General features: G+C 67.5%; 11 protein-coding genes and 2 pseudogenes. 8 read left to right on the forward strand and 5 right to left on the reverse strand.

Translation table 11 applies throughout. The features are described from left to right. Positions 1-2 precede the first annotated feature (2 nt). The gene (locus QX204_RS10025) at positions 3-2738 is read right to left on the reverse strand and encodes an ATP-binding protein (protein ID WP_301906329.1); all 2736 of its coding nucleotides are present in this window, start codon (positions 2736-2738) and stop codon (positions 3-5) included. Positions 2739-2900: 162 nt separating this feature from the next. Between QX204_RS10025 and QX204_RS10030 the strand changes: the two genes are divergently transcribed. The 5 genes and pseudogenes from QX204_RS10030 to QX204_RS10045 all read left to right on the forward strand — a co-directional run bounded on the left by QX204_RS10030 (position 2901) and on the right by QX204_RS10045 (position 6828). Further along, positions 2901-3725 carry an alpha/beta fold hydrolase gene (locus QX204_RS10030; protein ID WP_301906330.1) on the forward strand — a complete coding sequence of 275 codons (825 nt, stop codon included), beginning with the start codon at positions 2901-2903 and terminating at the stop codon, positions 3723-3725. A 28-nt stretch (positions 3726-3753) separates the two neighbouring features. Continuing rightward, the gene (locus QX204_RS10035) at positions 3754-4458 is read left to right on the forward strand and encodes an alpha/beta fold hydrolase (RefSeq protein ID WP_301906332.1); all 705 of its coding nucleotides are present in this window, start codon (positions 3754-3756) and stop codon (positions 4456-4458) included. Positions 4459-4505: 47 nt separating this feature from the next. Next, positions 4506-5306 carry an alpha/beta fold hydrolase gene (locus tag QX204_RS10040; protein ID WP_301906334.1) on the forward strand — a complete coding sequence of 267 codons (801 nt, stop codon included), beginning with the start codon at positions 4506-4508 and terminating at the stop codon, positions 5304-5306. A gap of 609 nt (positions 5307-5915) precedes the next feature. Next, positions 5916-6089, forward strand: a pseudogene (locus tag QX204_RS34410) (helix-turn-helix domain-containing protein); the annotation flags it as partial. Positions 6090-6432: 343 nt separating this feature from the next. Beyond that, positions 6433-6828, forward strand: a complete 396-nt coding sequence (locus tag QX204_RS10045) for an IS30 family transposase (protein WP_301906336.1) — start codon at positions 6433-6435, stop codon at positions 6826-6828. A gap of 152 nt (positions 6829-6980) precedes the next feature. On the opposite strand, the gene QX204_RS10050 is transcribed toward QX204_RS10045, so the two are convergent. The 3 genes and pseudogenes from QX204_RS10050 to QX204_RS34415 form a co-directional block, all read right to left on the reverse strand. Next, complete coding sequence (locus QX204_RS10050) at positions 6981-7277, reverse strand: hypothetical protein (RefSeq protein WP_301906337.1); 297 nt, start codon at positions 7275-7277, stop codon at positions 6981-6983. 195 nt (positions 7278-7472) lie between these two features. Next, positions 7473-7700 carry a hypothetical protein gene (locus tag QX204_RS10055; protein ID WP_301906339.1) on the reverse strand — a complete coding sequence of 76 codons (228 nt, stop codon included), beginning with the start codon at positions 7698-7700 and terminating at the stop codon, positions 7473-7475. Positions 7701-8226: 526 nt separating this feature from the next. Beyond that, positions 8227-8376, reverse strand: a pseudogene (locus tag QX204_RS34415) (hypothetical protein); the annotation flags it as partial. A gap of 171 nt (positions 8377-8547) precedes the next feature. On the opposite strand from QX204_RS34415, the gene QX204_RS10060 reads away from it, so the two are divergent. Then, on the forward strand, positions 8548-9714 hold the full coding sequence (locus QX204_RS10060; protein ID WP_301906340.1) for a LysM peptidoglycan-binding domain-containing protein: 1167 nt from the start codon (positions 8548-8550) through the stop codon (positions 9712-9714). A 289-nt stretch (positions 9715-10003) separates the two neighbouring features. Here QX204_RS10060 and QX204_RS10065 read toward each other — a convergent pair whose 3' ends face one another. Beyond that, a complete protein-coding gene (locus QX204_RS10065; protein WP_301906342.1) occupies positions 10004-13129 on the reverse strand; it encodes an ATP-binding protein in 3126 nt (1041 codons plus the stop codon). 111 nt (positions 13130-13240) lie between these two features. Here QX204_RS10065 and QX204_RS10070 point away from each other — a divergent pair, with 111 nt between their 5' ends. After that, positions 13241-13816: an NADPH-dependent FMN reductase gene (locus QX204_RS10070; protein ID WP_301907962.1), complete on the forward strand. Its 576-nt coding sequence runs from the start codon at positions 13241-13243 to the stop codon at positions 13814-13816. Positions 13817-13830: 14 nt separating this feature from the next. Continuing rightward, positions 13831-15234: an MFS transporter gene (locus QX204_RS10075; protein ID WP_301906344.1), complete on the forward strand. Its 1404-nt coding sequence runs from the start codon at positions 13831-13833 to the stop codon at positions 15232-15234. Positions 15235-15243: the final 9 nt, after the last annotated feature.

The following is a 15243-nucleotide window of genomic DNA, read 5'->3' on the forward strand; positions in this document are numbered from 1 at the left end:
GATCAGCTGATCGCTGAGATGGCTCCGGCGAGCTCGACTCGGCTGGTGATGCCGAGGCGGGGGTAGATGCGGTAGAGGTGGGAGCCGACAGTGCGGTGCGAGAGGTAGAGCCTTTCCGCGATCTGACGGTTGGTGAGGCCGTCGGCGGCGAGGGTAGCGATCTGGAGTTCCTGGGAGGTGAGTTGGTCGCGGGCTGTGGGGGAGCGGCGGGTGCTGGTTTCACCCGCGGCGCGCAGTTCGTTGCGGGCGGCCTGCGCCCAGGGGTCGGCTCCGAGGGCGTCGAAGATGTCGCGGGCTTCGCGGAGTGGTTCGCGGGCTTGCGAGGTGCGGCGTAGGCGGCGTAGGCGGCGGCCGTGATGGAGTTGCAGTCGGGCGCGGTAGAGCGGCCACGCGCCTGCGCTGCCGGTGAGCGCGGCGGTGTAGGCAGCGTCAGCGTGGTCGCCGTCGGCGAGTACGGCGCGGCTGTATTCGTCGACGGCGAGCAGCATCGAAGTAGGTACCCGCTTCGAAAATATCGGTAGGTCGGCGAGCAATTCCCTTGCTACATCGATGTTTCCGGAGGCTACGGCGGCGTCGGCGAGTTCGGGGGCGACCCACCAGCATTGCATGGGGTGGCTCACCGGGTCGGCCGGATCGTAGACACGGGCCAGGGCCGCGAACGCGTCGTCGGCGCGTCCTTCCAGGAGCAGGAGCACGCCGCGGGTCTGTTGCGCGGCGATCTGGATGCAGCGCATTCCGGCGGCCAGCGGGCTGGCGTCGATCGCACGCAGATGATCGGTTGCCAGGGCGGATTCGCCACGCAGCGCGGCGATCATCGCCAGATTGGCGCGTCCGGTCGCGGCATAGAACTCCTGGCCGTTCTCCTCGGCGAATGTCCGAGCCTCCTCGGATTCGGCGCGGACGGTGTCCCAGTCGCCGAGCCAGATGCGAGTCCAGTTTCCTGCGCCGAGAATGCCGGAGAGCAGGCCGAGTCGCCCCTCGCTGCGGCTGATCGCGGCGGCGTCGTCGATATACGCTGTGCCCCGTCGGAAATCGCCGAGGAATAGCGCGGCGTAGCCGAGCAAACGCAGGGTGGCCGCGTCGGTGCGATCGGGGTCGAGCTGTTCGAGTTGCGCGAGGATTCCGTGACCGCGCTCCCACGGCAGGCTCAGCGCGCCGACCGCGAGAACGCGGGCGTCGTGTGCGGGCAGACCGAGAGTATCCAGTTGAGCGGCAATGTCTTTGCGTGTGACGTCGCCGGCGTCCTGGGACGAGCATCGGGCGGCGGCACACCACAATATTCCCGCTGCCAGGTCGGTATTTCCTGCCACGTGCACATCGGCCGCGATATCGACCAGCTCCCGGATGCGACGGTCGGAGTCGCCGTAGCGCTGAAACGCGACGACTTCCTCGACGACGGCCAAGCGCGCCCGTTCGATCGGGCCGAGAACGCTGAGGTCGGCCCGGTCCAACAGGTCTATGGCCTCGCGGCGCGCACCGGTCTCGCTCGCCAGTTCCGCGGCGTGCAGCAGCAGGGCGGTGGTGCGGTCGGGACGCTCGGACAGTTCCGCCGCACGGTCCAGAGCGGCCACCGCGGCCATGATGGCGCCGCAGGCACGCGACCGCTGCGCATAGTCCTCGAGTTGCGCGGCGATGGCGTCGTCGGTACCGAGTGTGGCGGCGGCACGGTGCCACAGTTGTTTGTCGGGGAAGCCGGCGAGTACCTCGGCCAGTATCGAATGCGCGCCGAGCCGCAAGGTCAGTGACGCCCGGACATAGGTCGCCGAACGCATCAGCGGATGCCGGAAACGCAGCAGTGGGCCCGCCATCTCGACCAGGCCGACGTCGATGGCTTCTTGCAGGTGCGCGGTACCGACCGGGGTGCCCGCGAGTTCGGTGGCCGCCCGCAGAAGCCTGCCCGCGTCACAGGTGACATCGGCGGCGAGGACGACGAGCAAGGTCCGTGCCGGCTCGCTGAGCTCGGCCGATCGCGCGGCGAAGGCGGCTTCGAGCCGGGCGGTCAACGGGAAATCCTCGACCACCCGATCCGTGGTCTCGCGCATCGCACGCGGTAACTCGATGAGCGCCAAGGGATTTCCCGCGGCCTGGCCGAGCAGCCGTTGCCGCACAGTGCTCGACAACAGGGGCGCTTGCGCCTCGAGTAGCGTGGCGGCAGCGTGATCGTCCAGCGGTTCGATCGTGATTTCCGGCAGCCCCGCTCGTCGCGCGGAATCCTCGGATCCGCGGGCGGCGCCCAGCACGAGCACTGCGTCACTGCCGATGCGGCGGGCGAGGAAACCGAGCACATTGGCGCTGCAGCTGTCGAGCCACTGCAGATCATCGAGGATCACAATCGTCGGCCGCGTCGCAGCGGCTTCACCGATGAGCTGCAATGCGGCCAACGCCACCGCGTAGAGGTCGGGCGATCCGTCTTCCTGTCCGAACGCCGCGCGCAGCGAGCGTTGATGAGAAACGGGCAGCTTGGCCATCTCCGCATGAAGGGGACGCAGGAGTTGATGCAGGCCCGCGAAAGGCAAGCCTGCTTCGTTCTCGACACCGACGGCGGAGACGACGGTCAGGTGCTGGTTGGTAGCCGCCTCCCGAATCACCTTCAGCAGAGCTGACTTTCCGATACCGGCTGGTCCGCGCAGGACGATCGCCGATCCGTTGCCGGCGACGGCACGATCCAGGAGGTCTCGCAGCGTGGACAGATACCGGTCCCGACCGATCAACGCTGACTGCGGAATCTCACCATTCACCTGCCCGATCCTGACAGAGACCCGACGGTTTCACAACGCGACGACGCAGGTAGGTGGCGTAATCGGGCAGTGACTGAGTCATCGGCGGCCCTCATGACTCAGTCATCGATGCAGTCGTTCGACTGATTCGCGGGGGGTGGGCTCGGTCGTAATTTCCTCGGCATGACAAACACCTTCACCACCACCGACGGCGCCGGGATCTTCTTCAAGGACTGGGGTACCGGGCAGCCGGTGGTCTTCAGTCATGGCTGGCCGCTCAGCGCCGACGCTTGGGACGAGCAAGCCCGCCTGGTCGCCGAGCACGGCTACCGCGCCATCGCCCATGACCGCCGCGGTCACGGCCGATCGAGCCAGACATGGGACGGCAACACTATGGACCGCTACGCCGACGATTTGAGCGAGCTGATCGAGCACCTGGACCTGCGCGACGCGGTCCTGGTCGGTCACTCCACCGGCGGCGGCGAAGTCGCCCGCTACCTGGGACGCCACGGCAGCGCCCGGGTAGCCAAGGCGGTGCTGCTCGGCGCGGTGCCCCCGGTGATGGTCAAGTCCGACACCAACCCCGACGGCACTGCCATGGAGGTCTTCGACGGGATCCGCGCCGGCGTTGCCGCCGACCGCTCGCAGTTCTACTGGGATCTGAGCGAGGCCTTCTACGGCTTCAACCGGTCTGACGCGACTGTCTCCGAGGGTGCGCGTCGTGCGTTCTGGCGACTCGGCATGCAGGTCGGGGTGCGCGCCGCCTACGAATGTGTTGCCCAGTTCTCCGAGACCGATTTCACCGCGGACCTGCTCGGGATCGACGTGCCGGTACTGGTCGCCCACGGTGACGACGACCAGATCGTCCCGCTCCACGACTCAGCGATGAGATCTGCCGAGCTGATCAAGAACGCGACTCTGCGGGTGTATCCCGGCGCACCGCACGGTCTGTACGGCGAATTCCGCACCGCGTTCGAAGCCGACCTCCTCGCATTCCTCGCGCACTGATCACCTTCACACCCTGTCAGGAGCCATCATGAGCACACCCACCGTCATCCTCGTCCACGGCGCCTTCGCCGAATCGGCCAGCTGGAGCGGGGTCATCAGTCGGCTGCGCACCGTCGACGCCACCGTCATCGCCGCCGCCAACCCGCTGCGTGATGTCGATACCGACGCCGACATCGTCCGCGGCATCGTCGATTCCGTGGACGGTCCGGTCGTCCTCGTCGGACATTCCTACGGCGGCCAGGTCATCTCCCAGGTCCACGACCCCAAGATCGCCGCCCTCGTCTACGTTGCCGCCTTCGCCCCCGAGGAGGGCGAGACCATCGGCGAACTGTCCGGGAAGTTCCCCGGCAGCACCCTCGGCGAAACGCTGAACCAGGTGGCGCTGTCCGACGGCAGCACCGACCTCTACATCCAGCCCGCCAAGTTCCACCGGCAGTTCTCCGCCGACATCTCCGCTACCCAAGCCGCCATCGACGCTGCCACCCAGCGCCCGCTCAACGATCGCGCCCTCAACGGCAAGTCCGGCGCACCGAGCTGGAAGACCGTGCCGTCGTGGTTCGTGTTCCCTGACGCCGATTACAACATCCCGGTCGCCGCGCACCGGTTCATGGCCGAACGCGCGGGTGCACGCGCCACGATCGAGATCGTCGGTGCCTCGCACGCGCTGCCTGCATCGCAGCCCGCCGCGGTCGCCGAGGTCATCCTCACCGCGATCGAAGCCGTCGTCGGCTGACACTGCCGAACATCTACTCCACACCACCACTGTCTCGAGGAACTGTCATGCGTATCAACTCCGCCGTCAAGCTCGCCGCCGTCGCTCTCGGCCTCACCGCAACCATCGCCAGCGCGGGTTGCGCCACCGCCCAGCCCGCGCCCTCCGCCACCAAGCCGACCATCGTCCTCGTCCACGGCGCCTTCGCCGAATCCAGCAGCTGGAACGGGGTGATCGACAAGCTCAACGAGCAGGGCCTGACCAGCATCGCCGCGGGTAACCCACTGCGCAGTGTCGCCGGCGACGCCGACTCCGTCCGCAGTGTGGTGGCCTCGATCGACGGGCCGGTCGTCCTGGTCGGGCACTCCTACGGTGGGCAGGTCATCTCCCAGATCCAGGATCCGAAGGTCAAGGGGCTGGTCTACGTTGCCGCCTTCGCTCCCGAAGAGGGTGAGACCATCGGCGAGCTTTCGGGCAAATTCCCCGGCAGCACGCTCGGAGACACCCTCAACAAGGTGGCGCTGTCCGACGGCAGCACCGACCTCTACATCCAGCCCGCCAAGTTCCACCAGCAGTTCGCTGCCGACGTCCCCAACACCAAGGCCGCCATCGACGCGGCCACTCAGCGTCCGCTCAACGATCGCGCCCTCAACGGCAAGTCCGGCGCACCGAGTTGGAAGACCGTGCCGTCGTGGTTCGTCTTTCCTGACGCCGATTACAACATCCCGGTCGCCGCGCACCGGTTCATGGCCGAACGCGCCGGTTCCCGCGCCACGGTGGAGATCATGGGTGCCTCGCACGCTCTCACCGTCTCCCAGCCCGGCCCCGTCGCGAAGGTCATCGTCGAGGCCGTGACCGCGGTCGGCTGACATCCGCCGAAACCTCTGTGCCGCGTGGATCGTTCCACGCGGCACAGTGGTTTTAGCTCACCTGCCAGGCCGAAAACTGCTCACTTCCCGGTGCCCGGTAGCGGCTTCGCACGCCGAACGGTAGAGGTCGAGGATGGTCCTGCCCATCTCGAGGTCGAAGTGCCCATGAGCCCTGTGCGTTTCCGGCAGTCCGAGCAAACGTAGTTTCGCCACAACGGTTTCGGCGCGGCAACGGCCTGGCGGACGAACTCCTCGCCCGCACCGACTGTCTGCCAGGTCTTGGCGAGCTCATGCCAGCGGTGGTCGGGATGCAGGACACTCGCATCGCGTCTGCAACCCAGCTTCGTACTGTGACAGTGGGATCGGCGACCACGCGATAGGTCAGAATCGCCCATGGGGACCCGCGACGCGAACCAGTACCCCCGGGCTGGTCATCCACCCGGTACACGACACGCTCGATGACTACGGTTTCGCGATCATGTCGGCGTGGAGGTTTGGGTGCGAGATTATGGGGATGTCGGCTGCTCGTCAGGATGAGGTCTGGCTGAAATGGCGGGCCGGTGAGTCGTTCAGCGCGACCGCCCGGTCACTCGGGCTGCCCCCCAACACGTGCGGCGGTTCCTCGCGCAGACCGGAGGAGTTCGCCGACCGCCGCCTCAGCGACGGATCCAGCACCTGACGATCGCCGAACGCGAAGAGATCTCCCGTGGACTCGCGATGGGCTGTTCGGCACGGACGATCGCCACACGCATCCGACGATCGCCGTCGACGATCGCACGGGAAATCGCCCGCAACGGTGGCCGCACCTCCTATCGGGCCGCTATGCCCGATGAGCAGGCGTATCAGCGAGCACGGCGCCCGAAGCAGGCCGGACTGGCGAAGAGCCCGCTCTTACGTGCACTGGTCGAGGAAAGACTCGCGGCCTGCTGGTCGCCTGAGCAGATCGCCCGGTTTGCTGCGCAATCAGTTCCACGACAACGAGTCGATGAGAATCTCCCACGAAGCGATCTACCTGACCCTGTTCGATCCACGCCGCACAGCGATCGACCGAACTCTGATTCGCAGGTTGCGCACCGGTCGGCTGATGCGGCATCCGAAACGAGCTCGCCGCCCCGACGGGTGAGGTGTGATCACCGACCTGGTGCCCATCATCCAACGTCGGATCGAGGTCGAAACTCGGCAGACCGCCGGGCATTGGGAAACAGACCTGGTGATGGGGTCCCGCCCGTCGGCCATCGCGACGCTCGTCGAGCGAACCAGCCGATTCACCGCGCTGGTGGCGCTGCCCGACGGCATCAAGGCCGACCAGGTCACACCACATCTGACGAAGTATCTGCTCAGTCTCCCAGCACCGATGCGCCGCACTCTGACGTGGGATCGCGGCCGAGAGGTCGCCCGCCACAAAGCCATCACCGCAGCCACGAAGATGCCGATCTACCTCTGCAACCCCGCAGCCCTGGCAACGAGGCACGAACGAGAATACCAATCGCCTACTGCGCCAATACTTGCCGAAGAACGCTGACCTCCGCCGCCTCAGTCAAGCCGATCGCCCACGAGCCCAACCACCGCCCGCGCAAGATCCACGGCTACCACAGTCCTGTCGAGGTTATGCTCAGCACCTGAACAGGGGTGATGCGCTGACTGTTTGAGCCCGCCTTCGATTTCCGAACAGCTCTAACGACAGCCCGGCCGGTCAGCCTCCAGTTCGAGGATCCGGTTTCGCTGATCCTCGAGGATCCTGCGCACACTGGCGATGAGTTCGACGTAGCTCATCTGCATCGGGTGCACGCCGACCACTGCGGCGAGATCGCGGACGTTGAGATCGAGGATCTCGCGGCATGAGTCGTAATCGGCCTGCAGCATCGCCAGCCGCACAGCGATCGGAATCTGTTCGGCGACCCGCGAGCCGTGGGGCGGGGGCACCTGCCCCAACCACGGTGACCACCGTGAGTGGGTGTCGTGCTCGGTCATCTCCGACAGTCGTTGCAATAGCTCCCGGCAGGCGACTGGCGAGGCGAACACGGTGTCGAGACACCGGTGGTAGTCGGGGGGTTGCATTTGGATGTGGTCGCTCATGGCTCACAGCTCCCGGGGACTCCGCCTTATAGGCGAAGAGATCCATCCTAGCCAGAAACCGGCACCACCGGGAGCCGCGGGGGAATCCGGCTATTCGGTCTCCCACTGGGCTTGCTGGGCGAACCGATCCCAGTGTTGGTTCAGCTTCTCGCTCATCGAGGCCGGGCCGTCATGGCTGACCGTGAACTCGAAATCGGCCGCGTCGGCGATCGTGCGTAGCTGCATCCACACCAGCGATGCCAGGTTCGCGTATAGCTCCTCCGTGAGAGGTTCGTCGAACTCGATGGTTAATTTCTTGCGAGGTACGTTCGCGCTCATCCGTTTTCACGCCTCCTGACCGGTGTATCCAGTGTCGGGCGATCATAGGGCGCATGATCGAGACCACGGCGGCGAAGGACCCGGCGACGACCCGGTTGCGCACGATGTTGCGCAGAATGTGCGCACCCCTGCGCGCCAGATCGCAGACATCCGGAGCCACGCCCGGTGGCCCCGACCACGGCGAGGCGACTTCGCACCAGGCAAGTAACCCAGGCCCGCGGTTCACACCACTAGCGCGCGACTGATCGTCGGTGGTCTGGGCACGCAGACCACCCAGCAGTCTGCCGAGTTTGCGAGACACGCCCATCTGGGAGATGCCGAGACGTTGCGCGATCTCGCCCTGGGCGAGCGTGTCATAGAACCGCCAGATCAGCAGCTACTGATCATCGGCCGACAACTGTGCCGACAAGGGCGCGACGGTGATCGTGTCCTCGGCCAGCTGGAAGCGGGGGTCTTTTTCGCCGAAGGTGTCGGCGATCGTCATGCTGGGATCGCCGTCGCTCTCACGAGCGGGAGTGTCGAGGCTGTGCGTCTGGAATACGTTGACCGCGAACAGGGTTCGGGCGATATCGGTGACCGGGACACGGAGTTGGGTCGCGAGTTCTCGGGCGGTGGGGGAGCGGTGGAGTCGTCTGGAGTTCCCTCTGAATCGGGAATGTGCGGCAGAAGACCCCACTGGTGATCGCCGTGCCGCGGCTGTCTCCCGGCAGGGCCCGGCTGCTTGTCGCGGCCCCGTCCGACCACGACGGTGTCGATATCGGCGCAATTTTGGAGTACTCCACCACTCGAGTCAGTTCTGCGTAGTAATGGAATCGTCGATGCTGATCCCAAGGACGAGAGGTCGATCATGGCTATCCGCTACACGGTTGCTGCACGCGACACCATGTCGGCGCTGGCCAGCCGCTTCTACGGCGACTCGTCGCTGTATCCGGTGATCGCGATCGCGAACCGGATCGCCGACCCGAACGTGATCAGGGTCGGTCAGGTGCTCATCGTTCCCGGGCTCACCGCCACCCACACAGTGGTCGTAGGCGACACACTGTCCGGTCTGGCCGAGCGGTTCTACGGCGACCGCGCGCGGTTTCCGCTGATCGCGGCCGCCAACAAGCTCGCCGACCCGAACATGATCACCGTCGGGCAGACCCTGATCATCCCCGACCTGACCCTCGCCAAGCACACACTGTTCTGTGTGCCCGGCACGTGGGAAGCCGTCGCCGCCGCCAACGCCAATCCGGGCGGAATCAGCCCGTCGGACCCCATCGGCATGCTGACCGGCATCACCAACGCCCTCGACCCGCAATGGTTCGACATCGAATACGTGAACTATCCCGCCAGTTTCGGACCCGTCCCCGGCGGCGGCGACGCCCTGCTCGACGCTCTGGGCCGACCGTCCTACCGCGCCTCCCGCGACATGGGCATCGCCGAACTGACCAGACTGATCAACGCGCACGAGGGGTCGTTCGGCCTGCTCGGCTACAGCCAGGGCGGGGCAGTGGTCTCGCTGGTCGGTCGCGACATCGTGTCCGGGCCACTGCAGGGCCGACGGGGCGACTGTCACTGGGTACACGCCCTCGCCTCACCGCATCGCGGGTTGGGCCGTACCTTCCATCTCGGCAATTCCCTGGCCTACCAAGGCATCTCGGGCGACAACATCACCGAAACCCACCCCATCGACTGGTTCGACTACTGCCTGCCCGGAGACATCTACGGCAATGCCAACATCGCGGGCACCTACTTGAAACAGGCCTACGACATCGCCACCGAATTCACCCTCACCGACCCGGTCGCCATGATCACCAGGATCGCCGAGCACATTGTCGACTGGGTGAACTCGGGAATTCTGGGACCGATCGATCCCGCCCGCCTGTTCGCCACCGCAGTGGACCTCAACAACTTCCTGCGTGACTTCCCCCACGACAAATACGGAATCTGGGACATCATTCCCGAACGCACCGCACTCGCCCACTCGGCCGCTCACCTCAACTACTGGGGACCACGCATCGCACCGGCCTGACAGCGCACGGCTGTCGGCCGCCAGACCTCTAGTTCTGGGGCGCTCGACGACCGTTGTGACGGGCCGAATACGTTCGGGACTGCTGCGGCGATCAGCCGCGTGTCGATGATTTTCGACCCGGGGAGGGGAACATGCAGACGGTGTACCCGAAGTCCAGGTTCGAGTGTTTCTGTCGTACTCGTCGCTGGTCGGGAATCCGAAGCGACCAGCTTCCCAGCCGTAGTCAGCCCATTGCTGGCCGATCGCTCTGAGCATCCACGCTGATCGGCGTGGCTTTCGTCCATCCTGCCTACAGCGTGCCGAGATCGGCCGCGCGAATCGCCGCCGCGATGCGGTCCACATCGGTGCGTTCCTGTTCCGGCAGTGGCGCTCCCGCGGTGTGACGTGCCGCTGTGGCGTCCGCGAGCAGTGCCCTCGCCTGTTCGAAATCCCCTGCGAGGGCGGCGGCCCCAGCGAGCCCTTCCAGCGCGAGGGCGATCGCGCGGGGGTCGCCGGTGCGGCGGGCGACCGCGATGCCCTCTTCGTGTAGTGCGCGTGCCTGGTCGGGATCGCCGCGCAGTTCGGCGATGAAGCCGAGTTCGGCGAGGCTGTGCGCGACGCCTGGTGCGTAGCCGACATCCCGATTCCAGTCCAGGGACGCGCGGGTGTGGCGTTCGGCATCGTCGAGGCGGCCCTCACGCCGGGCGCCGATGCCGAGACCGACCTCGGCGAAGACCCGACCGAGCTCGTGGCCCTGGCTCACCGACAGCTCGAGCGCGCGTTCGTGGAGGCGGCGCGCTTGGTCCAGATCGCTCGAGAGCAGGGCGAGTCGGCCCAGTCCGGACAGCATGTCGGCGACCTGCGGCCAGACCCCGAGCTCTTCGGCATGGTAAAGACCGTCGCGGTACAGGTTAGCGGCTTCGGGGTAGTCGCCGATGATCTCGGCGCGGCGGGCGAGCAGTTCGGTGGCGCGCAGCTGACCCCACCGATCGCCGATATTCGTGAACAGGCGCGCGCTCTCGGTGGCGTCGCGGGCCATGGCGGGGAGATCTCCACGCAGCATGGCATGGTGGGCGGCGCTGCTCAGGGCCGCGGCGATGCCCCAATGATTCTCGGCCGCAAGGAATCCGGCGAGTGCGCGTTGTGCCAGAGTGTCGCTGACCGCCTGGTCGCCGCCGCCGAGCAGCACCTCGGCGAGTAGCCATTCGGTGAACGCGCGACCGGCCGGATCGTCCACTTCGTCGAACCCGGCCAGCCCGGCTGGCACCAATCCCGAACGGTCCGCGTCGCCGGCGCCGAGCAGCATCAGCGCCGATCGCCAGCCGTTGGCCCTGGCCCACAACACGGGCGCGGTCTCGCGGGAGGTCGCCAGCGCGGTGTCGAGCAGCCGGACACCCTCTCCGATGCGGCCACGCAGGAACCAGTACCAGGCCATCGCGTTTACCAGCCTAAGCGCGAAGACACCGCTACCGCGACGCGATGAATCCTCAACGGCGGCACGCAGGTTCGCGTACTCGACGTCCATTACCGTGAGCCATCTGCGCTGTTCGGCGCCGCGTAGCCGGTCGCGTGCCTGCTCGGCCGATGTCGCGTAGTACTCGTTGCGCAGCTCGTGCACCAGGTCGGCCTCACCGGCCTCGCTCAGCCGCTCCGAGCAGTACAACGCGACCGTTTCCAGCAGCCGGTAACGCGGTCCGTGGTCGGTGTCGGTCGTCGTGACGAGCGACCGGTCCACCAGCCGGGCGAGCACATCGAGGACCCGTCGGCGAGGGAGTTCGCCGATCGCGCAGATGCACTCTGCCGCCGCCAGCCCGAAACCGTCGGCATGCACCGAAAGTCGGCGCAGCACAGCTCGTTCCGGCTCGGAGAGCTGTTGCCAGCTCCAGTCGATCATCGCGCGCAGGGTCTGCTGGCGACTCGGCCCGGCGCGGTGCCCGGTTACCAGCAGGTCGAAACGATCGTCCATCCGGGCGGCCAGTTCCCGCACACCGAGCGCCCGCACCCGCGCGGCGGCCAGCTCGAGGGCCAGCGGGATTCCGTCGAGTCGGCGACAGATGGTGGTGACGGCCGCGGCGTTTCCCGCATCGAGGGTGAAGCCGGGCGCCGCGGCCGTCGCGCGTGCGGTGAACAGGCGGATCGCGCTGAACCTCGGTAGCGAGTCGGGACCGATATCGGCTGGGGAGTAGGGCAATTCGAGCGCGGCCACCGGGTAGACGGCCTCGCCGGCCACGCCGAGTGGTTCGCGGCTGGTGGCCAGCACGCGCAGTTCGGTGACCGAGCGCAACAGCCGCTCGGTGAGTTCGGCGACCACGGCCACCAGGTGCTCACAGTTGTCGAGGACGAGCAGCACCCGCTTGCCGCGCAACGCGCTGATCAGCTGGTCGAGTGGACCGGCAGGGGAGCGGGCGTCGCCACGGATGCCCAGCACCGCGTGCACGGTGTCGATGATGGTCGCGCGCGCGGCGGCGGTCTCCTCGATTCCGGCCAGCTCGACGAACCACGCGCCGCCGGACTGGTCGGTGAGCAGGGTCTGCGCCGCCTCGATCGCCAAGCGGGTCTTGCCGACACCGCCGGGCCCGACCAGGGTCACCAAGCGATGCGCGCCGACCAGCGTCCGCACGTCGCGTGCTGCCTCGGCCCGTCCGATCAGCTCGGTGAGCTGGCCTGGCAGATTCGTCGCGGCCGAGCGAGGCGTGAGCAGCGGGTCCTTGGCCAGGATCGCCCGGTGCACGGCGACGATCTCGGGACTCGGATCCACGCCGAGCTCGGTGCGCAATCGCGTGCGCAGATCGGTGAACTCGGCCAGCGCGTCACTCTGCCGTCCGGCCCGGTACAGCGCCCACAGGTGTGCCGCGCGCAAGCGTTCGCGCAGTGGATGTTCGGCGACCAGCGGCGCCAATTCGCCGACCAGCGCGGCGTATTCGCCGAGTTCGAGCAGCGCCTCGGCCCGGGATTCCACCGCCGACAGTCGCAGTTCGTCCAGTCGGGCGATCTCGACCTCCGCGAACTCCGCGTCGGCCACCTCCGCGAACGCCGGGCCGCGCCACAGCTCAAGCGCGGTGGTCAGGGCCTCGGCCCGCTGCCGGGGATCCGGGTCGAGGTGGGCGAGCAAGTTCTCGAAGCGGCCCGCGTCCACCGCATCGGCTGTCACGTCGAGGCTGTATCCCGCGGGACCCGACACCACCAGGGCCCGCGCGTCCGGCTCGGCGGCGGCCAGCGCGCTGCGCAGTTGCGAGACCTTGACCTGCAGCGCCGCCGCCGCATCCCGCGGAACCCGCCGCGGCCACAGCACCTCGACGAGTCGATCGGTCGACACCGAACGCCCACGATGGACCAGGAGCACGGCCAGCACCGTGCGCACCTGTCCGGCCGGGATCGTGACCGGCGCGACCCGGTCCGTCCACACCGTCACGGGGCCGAGCACACCGAACCGCATGACCGTGACGATACGGACCGACTTTCCCGGCCGTGTAGGGCGACTGTAAGAGCGGCGTAGGCCGCACCGGCGAAGGTCATGACGACAACGACCCCCGACCGGAAGGTGGACCTGGTGCCCGCAACCGATCTCTTGCGCGTGGCGATCATCATCGGCAGCACCCGAACCCAGCGATTCGGGCCGACGGTCGCCCACTGGTTCCACGATCACGCCGTCGAACACGGCGGGCTCGACCTCGACCTGATCGACCTCGCCGAGACGCCGCTCCCCGCCGACCTCGACCAGACCGACGATGTGGTCGCGGCGCTGTCGAAACGTCTCGCGGGGGCCGACGCCTTCGTCATCGTCTCGCCCGAATACAACCGCGGCTATCCTGCCGCGCTCAAGGCCGCCATCGACTCCTACGTCGACGAGTGGAAGGCCAAGCCGGTCGCATTCGTCTGCTACGGCGGGGTCTCCGGCGGACTGCGTGCCGCCGAACAGTTGCGCCAGGTCTTCGGCGAACTGCACGCCATCGCGATCCGCGACACCGTCAGCTTCCACTCGTGCTGGAACAAGTTCGACGACGCCGGTCAGCCGCTCGACACCGCCGGTGCGGGCGCCGCAGCCACCGCGCTGCTCAACCAGCTCACCTGGTGGGCCCACGCGCTGCACGTGGCCCGCGAAACCCGGCCCTACCCGCTGTAGAGAAGGACACCGTCATGAAACGTCCCTCCACCACACTCGCCCTGCTCGCCTTCTCCAGCTTGATCACGTCGCTGGACTTCACGATCATCTACGTCGCCCTGCCCGACATCGCACGCGACGTCGGATTCTCCGGGCATTCCATGCAGTGGGTGGTCAGCGCCTACGCCATCTTCTTCGGCGGCCTGCTGCTGCTGGGCGGACGTTCCGCGGACCTGCTCGGCAGGCGGCGGATGTTCGTGCTCGGCCTGGTGGTGTTCGGTGTCGCGTCGCTGCTGGGGGGCCTGGCCACCACCACGATCGCACTGATCGCCGCCCGCGCGATCCAGGGGATCGGTGCGGCCCTGCTGTTCCCCGCGACGCTCTCGCTGGTCAACACCATGTTCGAGGAGGGCAGGCAGCGGATCCGCGCGCTCGCGGTGTGGGCGATGGCCGGTGCGGGCGGGCTCAGCCTCGGTGCGCTGCTCGGCGGCGTGCTGACCAGCGCGTTCGGCTGGCAGGCGGTGTTCTTGATCAATGTGCCGCTGGTCGTGGTCGGCGTGGTGGCGGCGTTCCCGCTGTTGCGCGCGGATGGTCCGCGCGACGGGGGTCGGTTCGACGTGCCCGGCGCGCTCACGGGGACCGTCGGCGTGACGCTGCTGGTGTTCACCGTGGCGCAGGGACCGGAATCCGGCTGGACCTCGGCGCCCGTCCTCGGCGGTGGCGCGCTCGCGGTGGCACTGCTGGCCGCGTTCCTGGTCATCGAGTCGCGCAATGACAGCCCGCTCATGCCATTACGGCTGGCCCGCGCGTTGGGGCCGGTGCTGGCTGTCATCTTCGTCTTCGGCGCGACCATGCAGAACATCGTCTACTTCCTCACGCTGTTCCTGCAGAACGTGTGGAGCTACAGCGCGCTGGTCACCGGGCTGGTTTTCCTGAGCCTGTCGCTGGTCATCGCGGTCGCGAACTTCCTCGCCGAGCGACTGATCGTACGGATCGGCATCCGCGTCACGCTGATCGTCGGGTTGCTGCTCGGCGCGGTGGGTGGCGCCCTGCTCGCCGGGGGGATGGTCGCCGACGGTTCCTACCGCACGATCGTGGCCGGAATCCTGGTCTACGGCGCCGGGATGGGCACCGTCTATCCGACCATGTACGCCGCCGCGGGCACCGGTGTCGCCGAACAGGAGCAGGGCACCGCGGGCGGGATGGCCAACACCGCGATGCAGGTCGGCATCGGCGCCGGACTCGCGGTGCTCGTCGGCATCGCGAACGCGGGCGCGACCGGTCTCGGCGGTGACGCGTTGCGGATGGCCACTGCCGACAGTCTGCGCAGCACGGTCGCCGTGGCCTCTGCCCTCATCCTGCTCGGCGTGCTCGCGGCCTGGTCGCTGCCGAATCGGCGCGCGGTCTCGGTCGAGGTGGCCTACGTCTCACCCTCTTGATCTCAACAA

This window comes from Nocardia sp. PE-7 (genome assembly GCF_030486425.1).
Classification (GTDB): Bacteria; Actinomycetota; Actinomycetes; order Mycobacteriales; family Mycobacteriaceae; genus Nocardia; species Nocardia salmonicida_A.

Excerpts from the sequence above, each read along its gene's own strand:
- QX204_RS10030 (WP_301906330.1), top strand. The coding sequence starts at position 2,901 with ATGACAAACACCTTCACCACCACCGACGGCGCCGGGATCTTCTTCAAG.
- QX204_RS10075 (WP_301906344.1), top strand. The coding sequence starts at position 13,831 with ATGAAACGTCCCTCCACCACACTCGCCCTGCTCGCCTTCTCCAGCTTG.
- QX204_RS10065 (WP_301906342.1), bottom strand. The coding sequence starts at position 13,129 with ATGCGGTTCGGTGTGCTCGGCCCCGTGACGGTGTGGACGGACCGGGTC.
- QX204_RS10055 (WP_301906339.1), bottom strand. The coding sequence starts at position 7,700 with ATGAGCGCGAACGTACCTCGCAAGAAATTAACCATCGAGTTCGACGAA.
- QX204_RS10050 (WP_301906337.1), bottom strand. The coding sequence starts at position 7,277 with ATGACCGAGCACGACACCCACTCACGGTGGTCACCGTGGTTGGGGCAG.
- QX204_RS10060 (WP_301906340.1), top strand. The coding sequence starts at position 8,548 with ATGGCTATCCGCTACACGGTTGCTGCACGCGACACCATGTCGGCGCTG.
- QX204_RS10040 (WP_301906334.1), top strand. The coding sequence starts at position 4,506 with ATGCGTATCAACTCCGCCGTCAAGCTCGCCGCCGTCGCTCTCGGCCTC.
- QX204_RS10035 (WP_301906332.1), top strand. The coding sequence starts at position 3,754 with ATGAGCACACCCACCGTCATCCTCGTCCACGGCGCCTTCGCCGAATCG.